Genomic DNA, 18717 nt, shown 5'->3' with positions numbered 1-18717 from the left:
CGCTGGCCAAACCCGCGTTTTTGTCACTTTTCGTACTGGATCTGGCTAAATTCCTGGGCAAAGCGGTCGACCTGTTGCCAATCTGTGTACTCCACTTCCTTACTGGTATCCGTTTCACCGCCCGTCATACGCATAATGAATTGAATCATGATGCGATCGAACCAGCGATAGCGCGGATAACGCAATGCGCCGGCAAACACCGCGCACTGTTTTGGCTGCCACGGCGAAGCCAACAGGAACTTGCGGGTATAGGCGTTGGTTTGTGGCGAACGCTTTTCCGGTTTACGCGCGGTCAGGTTGACGGCAAAGAATGCGCTCGGCATCCGATTCAACTGCTCGGCATGACGCTTGACGAATTTATCCAGCACCGAGTTAAAGTGCCCATAACGGATAGAAGCGCCGATCATCACCTGCTGATATTGGCTAAGATCGACCTGTTCTGCCTGCAGCAGATCGATCACCTCACAACGCAGCGTGTCCTGCAACTTGCTTGCTATATAAGAAGCGATAGCACGTGTTTGCCCGTCACGGCTCGAATAAAGTATCAATGCCTTCATGGCGTACTCCTTATATCAGGCTTACTCACGCCAGAAGGTTGGCGTGAACAGCACCAGCAATGTAAATACTTCCAGGCGCCCGAACAGCATCGTCACCACCAGGACCCACTTGGCCGCCGCCGGCATCGTGGTGAAGTTATCCGCCACTACGCCCAGGCCGGGGCCAAGGTTATTGAGCGTTGCCGTCACTGCGGCGAACGCGGAAAAGTCGTCAACGCCGGTGGCAATGATCGCCAGCATGCTGACGATAAACACCAGCGCATAGGCAGAGAAGAATCCCCACACCGCCTCCAGAATGCGTTCCGGCAGCGCGCGGTTGCCCAATTTGATGGTATAGACCGCGTTGGGGTGCACCAGCCTTTTCAACTCACGCGAGCCTTGCAGGTACAGAAGCAGGATACGGATCACCTTCAGGCCGCCGCCGGTCGAGCCGGCGCAACCGCCGATGAACGCCGAGCACAGCAACAACATCGGCAGGAACAGCGGCCACTTGGCGATGCTGTCGGTCGTGAAACCGGCCGTAGTCGCCATCGATACCACCTGGAAGAACGCCTGATTGAGCGTTTCCATACCGCTCTTATAGACGCCATGTCCCCAGAGCACCAACGTACACACCACCACCAGCGTCAACTGAACGAAGATAAACATGCGGAATTCAGGATCGCGCCCATACACCTTCAGGCTGCGGCCGCTCAGCAAAGCGAAGTGCAGGCCGTAGTTACAGCCGGAAATCAGCAGGAACACGGCGATGATGGTGTTGATGGTCGGGCTGGCGTAATAACCGATACTGGCGTCGTGGGTAGAAAAACCGCCGATGGCGATGGTCGAGAAACTGTGGCCGATGGCATCGAACACCGACATCCCAGCCCCCCAGAGCGCCAGCGCACAGGCGACGGTTAGCAACACATAGATTAGCCACAGGGTTTTGGCGGTTTCGGCGATGCGTGGACGCATCTTGTTATCTTTCAGCGGCCCGGGCATTTCCGCCCGATACAGCTGCATGCCGCCGACGCCGAGTATCGGCAGTATCGCCACCGCCAACACGATGATCCCCATGCCGCCCATCCATTGCAGCATTTGGCGATAGAAAAGAATAGCCTTCGGCAGCGAGTCCAACCCCACCAGCGTCGTCGCACCGGTGGTCGTCAATCCCGAGAAGGATTCAAAGAAGGCGTCGGTCAGCGACAAATTGGGCCGTTCCGAAAACAGGAACGGCAATGCCCCCACGCTGCCCAGCACGGTCCAGAACAGCACGACGATCAGGAAGCCTTCACGCGGCTTCAGCTCGTGTTTTTGCTTGCGGTTCGGCCACCACAGCATCAGCCCGATGGTCAGCGCCACGAAGAACGTTTGGCTGAACGCGCGCCCCGCCCCATCGCGATAAATCAATGCCACCAGGCCGGGAATAAACATCGTCCCGGAGAACAGGATGACCAGCAGACCAACGATACGGGTTATGGCGCGAAAATGCATTTCAGCACGATCCTTAGCAATTCAATTGGGAGGAATTATTGCGAAATGGGGGTTAATTGCAAATTACCGCGACTGAGATCACGCAATTTATTCCCAAACAGCTCGACCTCGGTGGCCGGCAACGCCAGATGCAGCACGACGGCGGCACCGTATTCGCCCTGCAGGATCCGACCTGCGGTTTGCTGCAGCAAGTTCTCCACCAGCGCCAACTGCGCATAGTCGCACTGCAAGATATATTCGGCTTCCGGCACCTTTTCTACCAACACCAGCTGCTTCAACGCCTGTTGAACACCGTTGCCATAGGCTTTCACCAGCCCGCCGGTGCCCAACTTGACGCCGCCATAGTAACGAACGACCACGGCGGTCACTTCGCCGATACCGCTGCCCATCAGCTGCGCGAGGATCGGTTTGCCAGCGGTGCCCGACGGTTCTCCATCGTCGGAGAACCCCAGCTGCTGTGAGTCATCGGGGCTACCGGCGACGAAGGCCCAACAATGGTGCCGCGCCGCCGGGTGCTCATCCCGCACCTGCTGAATAAACGCCTTTGCCGCTTCTACCCCGCTGGTTGGCGCCAGCAGGGTGATAAAACGGCTCTTCTTTATTTCTTCGGTAAAGCGGGTTGCTTCCGCCGGTATCGGGTACGGCCGCATCAGGCCAGGTTCAGATCGCGCGTCATGTTCTCGATACGCTTTTCATGGATCACGATGTTGTCTTCGATGCGAATACCGCCATACGGTTTCAGCGCATCGATGCGATCCCAGGCGAAGTGCTGCTTGAACTCACCGCTGCGCCACGGCGCCAACAGAGATTCGATGAAGTACAGACCCGGCTCGATGGTCAACACCATGCCCGGCTGCAACACGCGGGTACAACGCAGGAACGGATACTTGGACGGCGCCGCCAGATGGGTGCCTTGCTCATCCTGCATAAAGCCAGCGGCGTCGTGCACCTGCAGGCCCAACGGATGGCCCAACCCGTGCGGCAGGAACGGCGTGGTGATGCCCGTTTCAACCATCGCCTCTTCGCTGAGGCCATTCACCAGTTTGTGATTCTTGAGCAACTTGGCGATGCGCTGGTGCATCTGCACATGGTAGTCGGTATAGCGCACGCCGGTTTTAATGGTGTCGATCAGCGCCAGCTGTTCACTATTGAGATCTTTCACCAGATGAGCGAACTCGCTGCCGCTTTGCGCCGCATAGGTACGCGTCAGATCGGCGGCGTAGCCGTTATATTCTGCCCCGGCGTCGATCAGAAAACTCAGGGACTCGGCCGGCGGCTGATGATCCAGCTTGGTGTAGTGCAGCACCGAAGCGTGCTCGTTCAACGCCACGATGTTGTCGTAAGGCACATCGGTATCGCGGTGGCCGGTCGCCGTCAGGTAGGCCAGATTGATGTCGAATTCGCTCATGCCGGAGAGGAAGGCCTCATGCGCGGCACGATGGCCGGTTACCGCCGTCTTCTGCGCTTCGCGCATGCAGGCCAGCTCATAGCCGGTTTTAATCGAACGGTGGAAATCCAGGTAGTTCAGCACCGCTTTCGGGTTGATGTTTTCCGAAGGGATGCCGAGATCGCGGGCGCGCTGTTGGGCATAACCGATATAGCCGACGCGCTCACGCTGCGGCGGCAGCTGCTGCGCGATGGCGTCGGCGTTGGCCAGCGGCATCAATTCGAGGGATTTGGTCCAGAAACTGTCCGGCAGCGGCTCTACGCTGTGCCAGTAGTCAACCGGGGAGTAGAACCACAGCTTCGGCTTGTTGACGCCATCTATCCACAACCAGCAGTTCGGCACCGACGTCACCGGCACCCAGGCTTTGAAATGCGCGTTCACTTTGAACGGATAGCTATGGTCGTCCAAAAATACCTTTTGCAGTTCCCCGGAGTGAATCAGCAGCGCATCCAACTTGTTGCGCTCCAGCACTTCGCGCGCGCGTTTTTGCAGCTCTGCTAGGTGGTCGTTATACAAAGAAGCCAGCGTTTCCATCACAGTACCCTTATGCCTTAGCACGAAAGAAGTCATCTTAACACAGCGCTCCGACGCTCCAACCTCATCGCGTTGGGCATGCGGAGCAGCTCGCAATTCCCTGCAAATGCCGTTACATCCGCAGCTTAACCATTAACCAGCCGCCCAAACCGAGCAGCGCTATCGCCAGCGCCCACAGGCCATGGTGTTCCAACAACACCGCACCGGCCGCGGCGACGCCCGCCAGACACTGCTGCAGAAAGCCGCACAGCGCCATCGCATAGGCACCGTACTCTTTGGCATCGCTGACCGCCATCGCCATGCTGTTGGGAAACAGCACCGCCTGGCCAAAAATGGTCAGGCAATACAGCGCAATGAACAGCGCCATACCGGAAAGGCCGGCCAGGACGCCGCTCCACCACAGCAGCAGGATCGCCGCCGTCGCCAGCGCCACGATGCCGCTGCCGGCCTGCATCAGTTTTTTCCCGCCGAGACGCGCCACCGTACGGTTCACCGTCAGCGCCCCGCTGAAGTAGGCGACGCCGATCACCAGCCCCAGCGCGCCGAACGCCGTGACGTTGAGACCAAACCCCTGCTGCATGACGAACGGACTCACTTCCTGCAGTGTCACCGTGGTGGCAAAACCCAGCCCACCGACGCAGGCCGGCCAAAAAAATCCCGGCCGCCGCAGGATGGCGAAGTAGGTGGCCGCCATCGCCGGACGTGGCCCACGAGCGCGCCCTGCCTCCAGCGGCAGCGTCGCCATCAGCGCCAGAATGGCCAAACCGGTGGCGCCCATCAAGACGAAGCCCATCTGCCAGTGTGAATATTGGCTGAGCAGGCCGCCGACGAACTGGCCGCCGCCCAGCGCGGTGATAAAAGCGATGGAGAGCACCGACAGCCGTCGCGCCAGCTCGTCACCGCTCCAGTTATCCCGCACGATGATACGCGCGATGATCGCCGCACCGCCGGCACCCACGCCCTGCAGCGCACGCAGCGTCAGCAATTGGGCGCCGTTGCTGCACAGAGCCAACAGCCCGCTGCAGCCAATGAAAAGAAACAAAGACAGCGTCAGGGGCGCGCGGCGGCCAAAGCGATCGGCGGCCGCGCCCCAAAACAGCACCGGCAAGGCGGCGCCGATGACGAAGATTGAAATGGACAGCTCGGTGGCACGCCGGCTCATCGCCAGCTCCCGCATCACCGTTGGCAGCGAAGGCAAATACACGGTCGTCGCCATTTGCGCCATAAACACCAACAGACACGCCAGCGCCATGGTTCTGGCGGGAATGCTCCACAAGCCGCTGCGTTTAACACAAGCCGCCTTAGTCATGCGTAACCTCGTCTGAATGTTCATTCGCTGCGAGCAAGTGTATGAGTGCCGACACACTCCAGCAAATGCCGATAGCACATAAAATATAACTTCGTTTCAAATCAAAAAACTAACTTGGCGACATGTGATCCGACCAGCAAATATGCAATCTCTCATTTGCATATTTTTAACATAAAAACCACACTCCTCTTCATCTGGTCATACCAGATCATACGCTGATTCAGGAGATAGACATGCTCTACCAAGGCGAAACATTACAACTGCACTGGCTCGATAACGGCATCGCCGAGCTGGTGTTCAACGCATCAGGCTCGGTCAACAAGCTGGACACCCGTACCGTCGCCAGCCTGGGTGAAGCGCTCACCGTGCTGGAAAACCAGCCTGAGCTCAAGGGGTTGCTGCTGCGCTCCTCCAAAGCCGCGTTTATCGTCGGCGCCGATATCACCGAATTCCTTTCTCTGTTCGCCGCACCGGCTGAAAAGCTGCACGAGTGGCTGGTATTCGCCAACAACGTCTTTAACCGGCTGGAAGATTTGCCGGTACCGACCATTTCGGCCATTAACGGCTATGCACTCGGCGGCGGTTGCGAATGCATTCTGGCGACCGATTTCCGCGTCGCCTCACCGGACGCGCGCATCGGCCTGCCGGAAACCAAATTGGGCATTATGCCGGGCTTCGGCGGTTCCGTCCGCCTGCCACGCCTGCTGGGTAACGACAGCGCGCTGGAAATCATCGCCGCCGGCAAAGACGTCAGCGCCAAAGACGCGTTGAAAGTCGGCCTGGTGGATGCGGTGGTAGCACCGGAAAAACTGGCCGAAGCGGCGCTGAAAATGCTGCAACAGGCGATCGACGGCAAGCTGGACTGGCGCGCCGCACGTCAACCTAAGCTGGAGCCGCTGAAGCTCAGCCCGATCGAAGCGGCAATGAGCTTCACCACCGCCAAAGGCATGGTGCTGCAGACCGCCGGTAAACATTACCCGGCACCGATGACCGCGGTGAAAACCATTGAAGCCGCCGCCAAGCTGGGCCGCGATGAGGCACTGAAACTGGAAACCGCCAGCTTCGTGCCGTTGGCACGATCCAACGAAGCGCGTGCGCTGGTCGGCATCTTCCTTAACGATCAGTTCGTGAAAGGCCAGGCGAAAAAGCTGGCCAAGAATGTGGACGCGCCGAAACAGGCGGCGGTGCTGGGCGCCGGCATCATGGGCGGTGGCATCGCCTACCAATCGGCGCTGAAAGGCGTGCCGGTGATCATGAAGGACATCAGCGACAAATCACTGACGCTGGGCATGAACGAAGCGGCCAAGCTGCTCAATAAGCAGCTGGAACGCGGCAAACTGGATGGCCTGAAAATGGCGCAGGTGCTGTCGACCATTCAACCAACGTTGGACTACGCCGGCATCGAGCGCGCGCAGGTGATCGTCGAAGCGGTCGTGGAGAACCCGAAGGTCAAAGCCGCCGTACTGTCGGAAGTGGAAAACCTGATCGGCGAAGAGACCGTTCTGGCGTCGAACACCTCGACCATTCCGATTAATCACCTGGCAAAATCGTTGAAGCGCCCGCAAAACTTCTGCGGCATGCACTTCTTTAACCCGGTACACCGCATGCCGCTGGTTGAAATCATCCGCGGCGAACAAACCAGCGACGAGACCATTGCCAAAGTGGTGGCCTACGCCAGCCGCATGGGCAAAACGCCGATCGTGGTGAACGACTGCCCGGGCTTCTTCGTCAACCGCGTGCTGTTCCCATACTTCGCCGGTTTCAGCCTGCTGCTGCGCGACGGCGCCGACTTCCGTCAGATCGATAAAGTGATGGAAAAACAGTTCGGTTGGCCGATGGGCCCGGCCTACCTGCTCGACGTGGTGGGCATCGACACCGCACACCACGCGCAAGCGGTAATGGCGGCCGGCTTCCCGGAGCGCATGAGCAAAGACTATCGCGATGCCATTGACGTGATGTTCGACAACCAGCGCTTCGGTCAGAAAAACCAGCTGGGCTTCTACCGCTACAGCCAGGACAACAAAGGTAAGCCGCGCAAGGACAACGACGAGCAGACCGATGCGCTGCTGGCCGAAGTGAGCCAACCGCGCCAGACCATCAGCGACGAAGAGATCGTTGCGCGCATGATGATCCCGATGATCAACGAAGTGGTGCGTTGCCTGGAAGAGAAGATCGTCGCCAGCCCGGCGGAAGCCGATATGGCACTGGTGTACGGCATCGGCTTCCCTCCGTTCCATGGCGGCGCATTCCGCTACCTGGATACGCTCGGCACCGCCAACTACGTTGAGCTGGCCCAGCGTTACGCACACCTCGGCGCCCTGTATCAGGTGCCGGCCGGTCTGCGCGCCAAGGCCGAGCGCAATGAAAGCTACTACCCGGTGGCGACACCGCTGTCCGACGTCGCTACCCGCCAACCGGCATGAGGTCATAAAGATGGAAAACGTAGTTATTGTTGATGCCGTACGCACGCCGATGGGCCGCTCCAAGGGCGGCGCCTTCCGCCAGGTGCGCGCCGAAGATCTCTCCGCTCACCTGATGCGTGAAGTGTTGAGCCGTAACCCGGCGCTGGACGCCGCCGAGATCGATGACATTTACTGGGGCTGCGTGCAGCAGACGCTGGAGCAAGGCTTCAACATCGCCCGCAACGCCGCACTGCTGGCCGAAATCCCGCACCGCGTGCCGGCGGTGACCGTCAACCGCCTGTGCGGCTCTTCGATGCAGGCATTGCACGACGCGGCGCGCGCCATCATGGTTGGCGACGCACACGTCAGCCTGATCGGCGGCGTGGAACACATGGGCCATGTGCCGATGAACCACGGCGTGGATTTCCATCCGGGGCTGAGCCGCAGCGTGGCAAAAGCCGCCGGGATGATGGGGCTGACCGCCGAAATGCTGGCCAAGATGCACAACATCAGCCGCCAGATGCAGGATGAGTTTGCTGCCCGCTCCCACCAGCGCGCACATGCAGCGACGCTGGCGGGTTACTTCAAAAACGAGATCATTCCGACCAACGGCCACGACGCCGACGGCGTGCTGACCCGTTACGATTTCGATGAAGTCATTCGCCCGGAAACCACCGTCGAAAGCCTGTCGGCCCTGCGTCCGGCGTTCGATCCGGTCAACGGCACCGTCACCGCTGGCAGTTCTTCCGCCCTGTCGGACGGCGCTTCCGCCATGCTGCTGATGAGCGAGTCGCGCGCCAAAGCGCTCGGTTTGAAGGCCCGCGCCCGCATTCGCTCGATGGCGGTCGTCGGCTGCGATCCTTCCATCATGGGCTACGGCCCGGTGCCGGCCAGCAAGCTGGCGCTGAAACGCGCCGGTCTGAGCGTGCAGGACATCGATCTGTTCGAACTGAACGAAGCGTTCGCCGCCCAGTCGCTGCCGTGCATCAAAGATCTGGGGCTGATGGACAGTATCGACGACAAGATCAACCTGAACGGCGGCGCCATCGCGCTCGGCCACCCGCTGGGCTGTTCAGGCTCCCGCATCTCGACCACCCTGTTGAACAACATGGAACGTCGCGACGCACAGTTCGGTCTGGCGACCATGTGCATCGGCCTAGGCCAGGGCATCGCCACCGTATTTGAACGCGTTTAGCTGTGTCTATCTTGGGATGACCGCGTCACCACTTCAAATCGCGGCATCCCGCCAAGTTTAGTTGCCGTTCTTCCCGCCTGTCAGGGGCGGGTTTTTTATGCCTGAAGTTTGCCGGCGCCCAAATAAAAACGGGGCGACCCTCGGCCACCCCGTTCACTGCGTATCGCCTCGGTCAGATAAACGAAAACGCGTCGCCAAACATATGCGCTTCCTGCGCGCCGCGTTCGGCGCAGAAACGCTCGCGGGCGATTTTCGCCATCTCGAAACGCCCGGCGATGTAGATGTCGTGCTCCGCCAGCGTACCGAAATCCTGCAGCACCGCGCTGAGCACGGTGCCGCTGCGGCCGCGCCATTCGGCTTCCGGCTGCTCGACCACCGGGATCACCTTCAGATTCGGATGCTGCAACGACAGCGCTTCCAGCTCGCTCAAATCGTACAGGTGCTTCAGCTCACGCCCGCCCCAGTAGATTGAAATGTCGCGATCGGGCTGCTGCTCCAGCGCGGTCAACAAGATTGAACGCGCGTAAGAGAAACCGGTGCCGCCGGCGATCAGCACCAGCGGACGGCTGCCCTCTTCCCGCAGCCAGGCGTCGCCGTGCGGCACGTCAACGGTGATCGCCTGCTCTTTCAGGATGCGATCCATCACCGCCATGGCGTACAGATTCAGCTCCGAAGCACCGATATGCAGCTCGATGTACTCTTGCTGCGTCGGGGTTGATGCCAGCGAGAACGGGCGCTTGTCGCGCTCGTCCATCACCACCATCAGATATTGCCCTGCCTTGAAAGAAAACGGCTGCTCGGGCACCAGACGTACCCGATAAACCGTATCGGTAATGGCCTCTACCGAGGTCACTTTACAGCTCAATATTGTCATGCGTTCCCTCTGTCGGGTCATCAATGCAAAGCTGAGAACAGGGCCTGACGCTACAGCGTCGGTTCCCTGTCACTGAAGATTGCGAGCTCATCCCAGATTTCGTCGACGCGCGCACGTACCTTTTCATCCATCTGAATCGGACGGCCCCATTCGCGATCGGTTTCACCCGGCCATTTATTGGTGGCGTCCAGCCCCATCTTCGAACCCAGACCGGAAACCGGCGAGGCGAAGTCCAGATAGTCGATCGGCGTATTCTCCACCAGAACGGTATCCCTTGCCGGATCCATTCGTGTGGTGATCGCCCAAATTACGTCGTTCCAGTCGCGCGCATTGACGTCGTCATCGCAGACGATAACAAATTTGGTGTACATAAACTGCCGCAGGAACGACCAGACGCCCATCATCACGCGTTTCGCATGGCCGGCGTACTGTTTTTTCATGGTCACTACCGCCAGGCGGTACGAGCACCCTTCCGGCGGCAGATAGAAATCGACGATTTCCGGGAACTGTTTTTGCAGGATCGGCACGAACACTTCATTCAGCGCCACGCCCAGGATCGCCGGCTCATCCGGCGGGCGGCCGGTATAGGTCGAGTGGTAGATGGCGTTGCGGCGCTGGGTGATGTGGGTGACGGTGAACACCGGGAACTGGTCGATTTCATTGTAGTAACCGGTGTGGTCGCCGTAGGGGCCTTCCGGCGCCATTTCACCCGGCTCGATATAACCTTCCAGCACGATTTCGGCGCTGGCTGGCACTTCCAGATCGTTGGAAAGACACTTGACCACTTCGGTTTTATTGCCGCGCAGCAGCCCGGCAAAGGCATATTCAGACAGGGTATCCGGCACCGGCGTGACCGCACCGAGGATAGTGGCGGGATCGGCACCCAGCGCCACCGCAACCGGGAAACGCTCACCCGGGTGCGCCTGGCACCACTCCTGATAATCCAGCGCGCCGCCGCGATGCGACAGCCAGCGCATGATCACTTTATTCTTACCCAGCACCTGCTGACGATAGATGCCGAGGTTTTGCCGTTCCTTATGCGGGCCACGGGTCACCGTCAGCCCCCAGGTGATCAGCGGCGCGGCGTCTTCCGGCCAGCAGTGCATCACCGGAATACGGCCCAGATCGACATCCTCACCCTGCCATACCTGCTCCTGACAAGGCGCGGACCCCAGCACCTTGGTCGGCATGTTCAGCACCTGCTTGAACTTCGGCATTTTGTCGAACAGATCGCGGAAGCCTTTCGGTGGCTCCGGTTCTTTGAGAAACGCCAGCAGTTTGCCGACTTCGCGCAGCGCGCTGATGTCTTCCTGCCCCATGCCCATCGCCACGCGATTGGCGGTGCCGAACAGGTTGCACAGCACCGGCATGTCGTACCCTTTCGGGTTTTCAAACAGCAATGCCGGGCCGCCTGCCCGCAGGGTGCGATCGGCAATCTCCGTCATTTCCAGGTAAGGATCGATCGGCTGGCTGATGCGTTTTAGTTCCCCTCTCTTCTCCAGCAACGAGAGGAAATCGCGTAAGTCACGGTATTTCATGCTGATCATTATAACGGCCTGTGGGGAGGGCATTATAAGCCCTCTTCACGGTTGTTGCTGCAATTTTGTTAACGCCGCCCGCTGCCGGGTGGCTCTCAGCCGCAGTTGAACGGCACCAGCGCAGCCAGCGCGCGCGTATCCTGATATTCGCGCGTCTCCTCGCCATGGCGGAACACCTTGAAGCCCTGCCCATTAGCGCAGAAGTAACGCAGCGCATTGCCTTCAACATGCAGCAGGCTGCCTTCCCGCAGCGCCACCACCGATTCGCTCGGGTTGATCGCGCAGAACTCCGCCAGGCGCTCGTCACGGGTTTCGCCCATGTGGCCGCTGATGTGCGCGTCGATGTAATGCGGGTTGATCTGTACCGGGAACAGCCCCAGCGCCGACAGCACCACGCTGCAGCGCACCGGCATGTCATTGGTGGTGCGAATGCTCGGCGTGGCCACATTGCAACCGGCGCTCCAGCCGACGTAAGGCACTTCACGCTCGCGCACCGCGCGCTGGATAGGCACGATCAGGCCTTGCTCATGCAGCATTTGGTTCAGCAACCAGGTATTGCCGCCGCTGACCAAAATGCATTCCGCCTGCGCGATCGCCGCCGCCGGTGAAGCGGCGTGGTGGATGCTGGTGACTTCGATGCCCAGCGTTTGCGCCAGTTCCTGCGCACGCTGGTCGTAGTCGTAACGGATCAGGGCGTAAGGGATAAAGACGGCGGATTTGATGCCACGACGCGCAATCATCGCCAGCAGTTGGCTTTTAGCGTACCCCAGCAGCTCGGCTTCACCAGACAGCTTGCCGTTGCTCAACAGAAACAGCTCCATTTCTTTCTCCCTCGGTCGAAAACGATGAATAGCGTCACAGCCGGTAGCGCAACGCCTTGCCATACTGTGACGGTAACAAATTTTTAGCCCTCTGTTATACCAGCGCCGTATCGATAAGTGTGTGACCCCTCGCTAATAGCCGCAGATTCATAGAGATAGGTGATGTTACACGCTGAAACTTGCATCACTATGTATCCGGAATAGCTTTTGATATGCTTACCGGCTGGCAGAAAGGCATGTGAAACTATGGAATCCTGGTATCTACTTTATTGCAAACGCGGTCAGCTGTTGCGAGCGCAGGAACATCTGGAGCGGCAGCAGGTAAACTGCCTCAGCCCGATCATCACGCTGGAAAAGATCGTGCGTGGTAAGCGCATCGCGGTCAGCGAACCCCTGTTTCCCAACTATCTGTTTGTGGAGTTCGACCCGGAGCGCATTCACACCACCACCATCAGCGCTACCCGTGGCGTCAGCCACTTCGTGCGTTTCGGCACGTTGCCGAGCGTCATCCCGAGCAAGGTGATCGATGAACTGCGCACGCACGCCTGCGAAACCTATGTCGATCCGGAAACCCCACAGCCGGGGGATACCGTTCTGATCGTCGACGGCGTGTTCGAAGGGCTGCAGGCGATCTACACCGAGCCGGACGGCGAGGCGCGTTCCATGTTGTTGCTGAACCTGATCAACAAGCAGGTCAGTCAAAGCATCGACAACCGACAGTTCCAGAAGATGTAATGCAAAAGGCGCCCTCAGGCGCCTTTTTGTTGGCTCATGTTCCGCTTAGCGGCGCATCGCGTCGTCGTGCAGCCACTGGGCGACACGCTTGGCGAAGTAGGTCAGCACGCCGTCGGCGCCGGCGCGTTTGAAGCACATCAACGACTCCATCACCGCAGGTTGCTCCTGCAGCCAGCCGTTCTGAATCGCCGCCATGTGCATGGCGTACTCGCCGGACACTTGATAAGCGAAAGTCGGCACACCGAAGGTATCCTTCACGCGGCGCACCACGTCCAGGTAAGGCATGCCCGGTTTCACCATCACCATGTCCGCACCTTCCTGCAGATCCTGCGCAATCTCCTGCAGCGCTTCGTCACTGTTGGCCGGATCCATCTGATAGGTTTTTTTGTTGCCGCCCTTCAGGTTGCCGCTGGAACCCAGCGCATCGCGGAACGGACCGTAGTAGCAGGAAGCATACTTGGCGGAGTAGGCCATAATCTGGGTATTCACCAAACCCTGCAGTTCCAGACGATCGCGGATCGCCCCGATACGGCCGTCCATCATGTCGCTCGGCGCCACGATTTCTGCGCCTGCTTCGGCATGAGACAGCGCCTGACGCACCAGAATGTCTTTGGTCACGTCGTTAATCACGTAGCCCTGCTCATCGATCACTCCGTCCTGCCCGTGGGTGGTGTAGGGATCGAGCGCGACGTCGGTCAGAATGCCCAGCTCAGGCACCGCGTCTTTCAGCGCGCGCACCGTGCGCTGTACCAGCCCTTCTGGGTTATAGGCTTCTTCCGCATGCAGCGATTTCAGACCCGGCTCGATCACAGGGAACAGGGAGATCACCGGCACGCCGAGTTTGGCGATGGTTTCCGCTTCCTTAATCAGCAGATCGATCGTCATGCGCGATACGCCCGGCATCGAGGCCACTTCTTCCTGGCGGTTACTGCCTTCCATGACAAACACCGGATAAATCAGGTCATTGACCGTCAGTTGGTTCTCGGCGACCAGGCGGCGGCTGAAGTCATGACGGCGCACGCGGCGCATACGACGACCAGGGAAGGTACCCGGAAATGCATAGCTCATAGTTTTCTCCTAGCTCAAACCAGCCGGAATAGCCGGCGGGCGTTCTCATCGGTTTTTTGCCCCAGCCATTGCGGCTCTTCCTGTCGCCAGACGGCGACCTGATGCACGATATGGGGCAGGAAACAGGGTTCGTTGCGGCGAGATGCGGGTTTAGGCTGTAAATCCCGGGGCAACAGATAAGGGGCGTCCGTTTCCAGCAGCAGACGCTCGGCCGGGATCTGCGGCAACAGGGCACGCAACTCCAGGCCGCGCCGCTCGTCGCAGACCCAACCGGTAATCCCGATCGACAGGCCTAGCGACAGGCAGCTTGCTAATTCTTCGGCGGTGCCGGTGAAGCAGTGCACCACGGCCGCGGGCAGTTTATCCAACCACGGCGTCAGTAGCTCGGCAAAACGTGCGTGTGCGTCGCGGCAATGAAGAAACACCGGCAATGCCAACTCCGCTGCCAGCGCCAGTTGCGCAATGAACGCCGCTTCCTGCTGCTCCGGCGTCGAGAAGTTGCGGTTGAAATCCAGACCGCATTCACCGATCGCCACCACTTCTGGGCCGGCGGCCAGGGCATAAATCTGCTCGGCGCTGTGTTCATCCCAGCTGCTGGCGTTATGCGGATGCACACCGGCGGTGGACCAGCAATAGCCCGCATGCTGCTGCGCCAGTTTGGCGGCCTCGCGGCTCTCAGGCAGATCGGTGCCGGTAATCAACATCCCGGTAACACCCGCCGTGCGAGCGCGCTCCACCACGGTCTCGCGGTCTTTGGCGAATTGGCTGCTGGTGAGGTTAACGCCGATATCAAACATGGTTTTTTCCAAAGCAAAAGCCGCCCAATGGGCGGCTTAGCAATCAAGATGGATCAGGGGGCAGGGGGTTCGTCACCCTCGTCTTCTTCTTCCGCCTGTGGACGACGTTTTCCGGTATAGAAGCGAGCGAAGAACACCCCCACTTCAAACAGCAGATACATCGGTATCGCCAACAGGGTTTGCGAGAACACGTCCGGCGGCGTCAACAACATGCCGACCACAAACGCGCCAACCAACACATACGGCCGTTTCTTCTTCAGATCTTCCGGCGAGGTGACGCCACTCCAGCACAGCAGAATGATGGCGACCGGCACTTCGAAAGCGACGCCAAACGCCATAAACAGCGCCATGACGAAATCGAGGTAGTTTTTGATATCGGTCGCAATGGTCACCCCCATTGGCGCGGTCTTGGCGAAGAAACCGAAGGCCAGCGGGAACACGATGAAGTAGGCGAAAGCCATGCCGAGGTAGAACAACAGGCTGCTGGACACCAGCAGCGGCATCATCAGGCGGCGTTCATGCTTGTACAGCGCCGGCGCGATGAATGCCCACACCTGATACAGGATCATCGGCGCAGAGACGAACACCGAGACGATCATGGTCAGCTTGATCGGCGTAAAGAACGGCGACGCCACGTCGGTAGCGATCATGCTCGCTCCGGCCGGCAGCTGCTTGAGCAGCGGCGCAGAGACCAGCTGGTAGATGTCGTTGGCGAAAAACACCAGCACCACGAACACCGCCAGCACGCAAATAATCGAGTTAAGCAGCCGCTTGCGCAGCTCTATCAGGTGACTGATAAGGGGTTGGGTATCTTCAACAGCCATGTATTAACGATCGCCACTAGGTTGGTGAGACGCTGGGGTTTTATCCGCAACAGGTTCGACAGGAGCAGGCACGGTTTCCACCGGCGCTTTAGCCGGTTGCGCCGCCACGACGGCTTCAGGTTCCACTGCCGGTTTAGGCACCGCGGCGGGCGCGCTGGCGCTGGTTGCCGCTTCCGCCGGCGTCACGCCGTCGTGCAAAGCTTCCGGATCGATGGCCTGCGGGTTATGAATGGTGTTCGCCAGCTCTTCTTTCTCGCCCCGGTAGGTGCGTTTCAAAGATTCCGTCGCGTCTTTCAGCTCATCCATCGACGCCTTCAACTCCGGCGTCAGGTTCTGCAGGCCGGCCTGTTCGGCTTTTTTCAGGCTGTCCTGCAGCTCCTGCAGCTTCAGCTCCTGAGACAGTTCGTGCTGCACCGAGGCCGCCAGCGAGCGCAGCGCGCGGATCCAGCCCGATACCGTTCTGACCGCAACCGGCAAGCGTTCCGGCCCCAGAACAACCAGGCCGATCACCAGCACCAGCAGCAGCTCACTAAACCCAATGTCAAACACGGTTTATACCTGCTCTTTGTTCTTCGACTCTTCCGGTTTCACTTCCGGCTGCTTATCGGTAATAGGCTTGGCCGAGAAGTCAGCATCATCCAGGCTGCTTTTTTCAGCCGTATTGGGGGTCGACGGCGTATCGTCACCGATCGCTTTTTTGAAGCCCTTGATCGAGGCGCCGAGATCGGAGCCCAGCGTGCGCAGTTTTTTGGTACCGAACAGCAGCACCACGATCACTGCGATGATCAACAATTGCGTAATACTAATACCGCCCATTTTAATTACCTCTAATTTTAAAGGGTCTTTTAAAGCCAGCCCGCATTATAGAGCCGACTTTACCAGAGTAACGAATTAAATCAGGTGGTTCGCTTCCAGCCAATCACCCAGCATACGATGCCGGCGGCCATCATCCAGGCGGGAAACACCTCGATTTGCCCCAGCAGCAACAGCGTGCCGCTTACCAACAGTGTAGCGCCAACGCCGAACAAATAACGTGACTGCCCCTGACGAACCCGCTGAGCCTGCATCTGGTTGGTCAGCTTATCAACGCTTTGTTGCAACAGTTTATGCTGCTGCAGGCTGTCGTAAAACAGCTCGGGCAGTTCGGGCAGTTTCTCCGCCCAGAACGGCGCTTTCTCTTTCAACGCACGCACCACGGCGGGAATGCCGACCTGATCGCGCAGCCAGCTCTCGAGGAACGGCTTGGCGGTGGTCCACAGATCCAGCTGCGGGTAGAGCTGACGCCCCAGCCCTTCAACATACAGCAAGGTCTTCTGCAATAACACCAGCTGTGGCTGCACTTCCATATTGAAGCGGCGCGCGGTGTTAAACAGATTCAGCAGCACGTTGCCGAAGGAAATCTCCGCCAGCGGCTTCTCGAAAATCGGTTCGCACACGGTACGGATGGCGAATTCGAAATCTTCCACGTTGGTGTCACGCGGCACCCAACCGGAGTCGACGTGCAGTTCCGCCACCTTGCGGTAATCGCGGTTGAAGAAGGCGATGAAGTTTTCCGCCAGATAGCGTTTGTCATCCTTGTTCAACGAACCCACGATGCCGCAGTCGATGCCGATGTAGCAGGGATCTTCCGGATGTTCGTAGCTGACGAAAATATTACCGGGATGCATGTCCGCATGGAAGAAGCTGTCGCGGAAGACCTGGGTAAAGAACACCTGAACGCCACGTTCCGCCAACAGTTTCATGTTGGTGCCCTGCTGCTCCAGCGTGGCGATGTCCGAGACCGGAATGCCGTAGATACGCTCCATCACCAACACGCTTTCGCGGCAGTAGTCGGAGTAGACTTCAGGCACGTACAGCATCGGGCTGCCGTCGAAATTGCGACGCAGCTGAATGGCGTTGGCCGCTTCACGCAGCAGATTCAATTCGTCCAGCAGGGTTTTCTCGTACTCGCGTACCACTTCGCGCGGACGCAGGCGGCGGCCGTCCGGCAACAGCTTCGGCACCCAACCGGCCAGCCGGTACATCAAGCGCACATCGGCTTTGATAATCGGCCCGATATCCGGCCGGATCACCTTCAGCACCACTTCCTGGCCGGTGGTTTTCAACCGCGCAGTATGCACCTGCGCGATCGAGGCAGAGGCCAGCGGCTGCTGATCGAAGTCGTCGAACCAGGCTTCCAGCGGGCCGCCCATCGCCAGCTCGATATGCTTGCGCGCCAGCGCACCGTCGAAAGGCGCCACCCGATCCTGCAGCAGCGTCAGCTGATCGGCAATGTGCGGCGGGAACAGATCGCGGCGGGTCGACATCATCTGGCCGAACTTGATCCAGACTGGCCCCAATTCCTGCAGCGCCAGCCGCAGACGTTCGCCCAGCGGTTTGTCCTTGTGCCGATTAGGCATCCAGAACAGCAGCCGGCGGCCGAAGCGCAGCGGCAGCGTCAAACGCATTGTCGGGATCAGCTCGTCCAGCCCATAGCTGAGAAAAACGCGGACGATAAAATACAAACGACGCAGTTCGCCTGGGGTCATCGCTTGCCCTCCAACTTATCCATGCGGGCAATCAGCGCTTCCGCGCCGCGGGCGAGCGCATCCACTTCTTCATTGAACCACACCACTTCCAGCGGCCCCGGCGCCAGACGCCACTCTTCAGTCAGCGCCTCAGCCATGTCTTGCTGCCGACGCATCAATCCGGCCTTGAGTAACGAAGCGCCTTTGCCCAGCGCCTGCGTAATGCCCTGAGCGGCGATATCGCCGATATAAGGTGCCAGCCATTCCGCCGGATCCCACTCCGCCAGATCGAGCAGGCCAACCAGCTGTTGCACCACCTGAATATCGCCTTCCACCGTCAATTCGCCGCTGCGCATCAGCACTGGCAACTGCTGGCGATCGCGCAGCTTCAGTAAGGCGGGAATGCGGCTGCGCACGGTGCAATCGGCACTGTCTTCAGACTGCCCCAGCACGTCCACACGCAGTTCGCTGAACACCAGCACCAGCGGTGAAGCCAACTCTTCCAGTTCGATGCGCAGCACCTTGCCCGCCAGGCGTTGGCGAGCGGCTTTCATGCTGCGATCGCGAAACAGCAGGTTATTCAGCGAGGTTTCCAGCGCACCGGTCAGCAGAGGGGTAAACAGCATCGGCATCTCC

At 59.4% G+C, this 18717-nt stretch carries 18 protein-coding genes; 3 read left to right on the top strand and 15 right to left on the bottom strand.

What is annotated here, in order from left to right; all coding sequences use genetic code 11:
* Positions 1 to 23: 23 nt before the first annotated feature.
* The 5 genes from hemG to ACJ8J4_RS18440 all read right to left on the bottom strand — a co-directional run bounded on the left by hemG (position 24) and on the right by ACJ8J4_RS18440 (position 5320).
* Entirely contained in the window at positions 24 to 557 is a 534-nt protein-coding gene (hemG, locus tag ACJ8J4_RS18460) for a menaquinone-dependent protoporphyrinogen IX dehydrogenase (protein ID WP_089181541.1), read from the bottom strand.
* Between the two features lie 21 nt (positions 558 to 578).
* Entirely contained in the window at positions 579 to 2030 is a 1452-nt protein-coding gene (gene trkH / locus ACJ8J4_RS18455; RefSeq protein ID WP_025304932.1) for a Trk system potassium transporter TrkH, read from the bottom strand.
* Positions 2031 to 2065: 35 nt separating this feature from the next.
* Positions 2066 to 2680 carry an IMPACT family protein gene (locus ACJ8J4_RS18450; RefSeq protein ID WP_016929437.1) on the bottom strand — a complete coding sequence of 205 codons (615 nt, stop codon included), beginning with the start codon at positions 2678 to 2680 and terminating at the stop codon, positions 2066 to 2068.
* Positions 2680 to 4011: a Xaa-Pro dipeptidase gene (gene pepQ, locus ACJ8J4_RS18445; protein ID WP_025304931.1), complete on the bottom strand. Its 1332-nt coding sequence runs from the start codon at positions 4009 to 4011 to the stop codon at positions 2680 to 2682. Before pepQ ends, ACJ8J4_RS18450 begins: the two co-directional genes overlap by 1 nt.
* Before the next feature lie 112 nt (positions 4012 to 4123).
* Positions 4124 to 5320, bottom strand: a complete 1197-nt coding sequence (locus ACJ8J4_RS18440; protein WP_043137482.1) for an MFS transporter — start codon at positions 5318 to 5320, stop codon at positions 4124 to 4126.
* Between the two features lie 233 nt (positions 5321 to 5553).
* Here ACJ8J4_RS18440 and fadB point away from each other — a divergent pair, with 233 nt between their 5' ends.
* Both fadB and fadA read left to right on the top strand, forming a co-directional pair.
* Positions 5554 to 7743, top strand: coding sequence for a fatty acid oxidation complex subunit alpha FadB (gene fadB / locus ACJ8J4_RS18435; RefSeq protein WP_049203622.1), 2190 nt, complete (start codon positions 5554 to 5556; stop codon positions 7741 to 7743).
* A 10-nt stretch (positions 7744 to 7753) separates the two neighbouring features.
* The gene (gene fadA, locus ACJ8J4_RS18430; protein ID WP_025304928.1) at positions 7754 to 8917 is read left to right on the top strand and encodes an acetyl-CoA C-acyltransferase FadA; all 1164 of its coding nucleotides are present in this window, start codon (positions 7754 to 7756) and stop codon (positions 8915 to 8917) included.
* A gap of 172 nt (positions 8918 to 9089) precedes the next feature.
* Here fadA and fre read toward each other — a convergent pair whose 3' ends face one another.
* The 3 genes from fre to pepE all read right to left on the bottom strand — a co-directional run bounded on the left by fre (position 9090) and on the right by pepE (position 12150).
* A complete protein-coding gene (fre, locus tag ACJ8J4_RS18425) occupies positions 9090 to 9791 on the bottom strand; it encodes an NAD(P)H-flavin reductase (RefSeq protein WP_025304927.1) in 702 nt (233 codons plus the stop codon).
* A gap of 50 nt (positions 9792 to 9841) precedes the next feature.
* Complete coding sequence (gene ubiD, locus ACJ8J4_RS18420; protein ID WP_025304926.1) at positions 9842 to 11338, bottom strand: 4-hydroxy-3-polyprenylbenzoate decarboxylase; 1497 nt, start codon at positions 11336 to 11338, stop codon at positions 9842 to 9844.
* Positions 11339 to 11424: 86 nt separating this feature from the next.
* Positions 11425 to 12150: a dipeptidase PepE gene (pepE, locus tag ACJ8J4_RS18415; RefSeq protein WP_049209370.1), complete on the bottom strand. Its 726-nt coding sequence runs from the start codon at positions 12148 to 12150 to the stop codon at positions 11425 to 11427.
* A gap of 246 nt (positions 12151 to 12396) precedes the next feature.
* Between pepE and rfaH the strand changes: the two genes are divergently transcribed.
* Positions 12397 to 12885 (top strand): transcription/translation regulatory transformer protein RfaH, encoded by a 489-nt coding sequence (gene rfaH, locus ACJ8J4_RS18410; RefSeq protein WP_025304924.1) that lies wholly within the window; start codon positions 12397 to 12399, stop codon positions 12883 to 12885.
* A 45-nt stretch (positions 12886 to 12930) separates the two neighbouring features.
* Here the strand turns inward: rfaH and hemB are convergent, their stop codons facing one another.
* From hemB to ubiJ, 7 genes are all read right to left on the bottom strand, one after another.
* A complete protein-coding gene (gene hemB, locus ACJ8J4_RS18405) occupies positions 12931 to 13953 on the bottom strand; it encodes a porphobilinogen synthase (protein ID WP_025304923.1) in 1023 nt (340 codons plus the stop codon).
* A 14-nt stretch (positions 13954 to 13967) separates the two neighbouring features.
* Positions 13968 to 14750 (bottom strand): 3'-5' ssDNA/RNA exonuclease TatD, encoded by a 783-nt coding sequence (tatD, locus tag ACJ8J4_RS18400; protein ID WP_049209372.1) that lies wholly within the window; start codon positions 14748 to 14750, stop codon positions 13968 to 13970.
* A gap of 53 nt (positions 14751 to 14803) precedes the next feature.
* Entirely contained in the window at positions 14804 to 15574 is a 771-nt protein-coding gene (tatC, locus tag ACJ8J4_RS18395) for a Sec-independent protein translocase subunit TatC (RefSeq protein WP_004934456.1), read from the bottom strand.
* A gap of 3 nt (positions 15575 to 15577) precedes the next feature.
* On the bottom strand, positions 15578 to 16123 hold the full coding sequence (tatB, locus tag ACJ8J4_RS18390; protein ID WP_025304921.1) for a Sec-independent protein translocase protein TatB: 546 nt from the start codon (positions 16121 to 16123) through the stop codon (positions 15578 to 15580).
* 3 nt (positions 16124 to 16126) lie between these two features.
* Positions 16127 to 16390 carry a Sec-independent protein translocase subunit TatA gene (gene tatA, locus ACJ8J4_RS18385; RefSeq protein ID WP_004934452.1) on the bottom strand — a complete coding sequence of 88 codons (264 nt, stop codon included), beginning with the start codon at positions 16388 to 16390 and terminating at the stop codon, positions 16127 to 16129.
* Positions 16391 to 16470: 80 nt separating this feature from the next.
* Positions 16471 to 18102 carry a ubiquinone biosynthesis regulatory protein kinase UbiB gene (ubiB, locus tag ACJ8J4_RS18380; RefSeq protein WP_025304920.1) on the bottom strand — a complete coding sequence of 544 codons (1632 nt, stop codon included), beginning with the start codon at positions 18100 to 18102 and terminating at the stop codon, positions 16471 to 16473.
* A complete protein-coding gene (gene ubiJ / locus ACJ8J4_RS18375) occupies positions 18099 to 18707 on the bottom strand; it encodes a ubiquinone biosynthesis protein UbiJ (protein WP_025304919.1) in 609 nt (202 codons plus the stop codon). Before ubiJ ends, ubiB begins: the two co-directional genes overlap by 4 nt.
* Between the last annotated feature and the right edge of the window lie 10 nt (positions 18708 to 18717).

The sequence above is a fragment of the Serratia sp. CY47280 genome, assembly GCF_052168655.1.
Lineage (GTDB): Bacteria > Pseudomonadota > Gammaproteobacteria > Enterobacterales > Enterobacteriaceae > Serratia > Serratia bockelmannii.
This window is presented reverse-complemented; position numbering and strand designations above follow the sequence as displayed.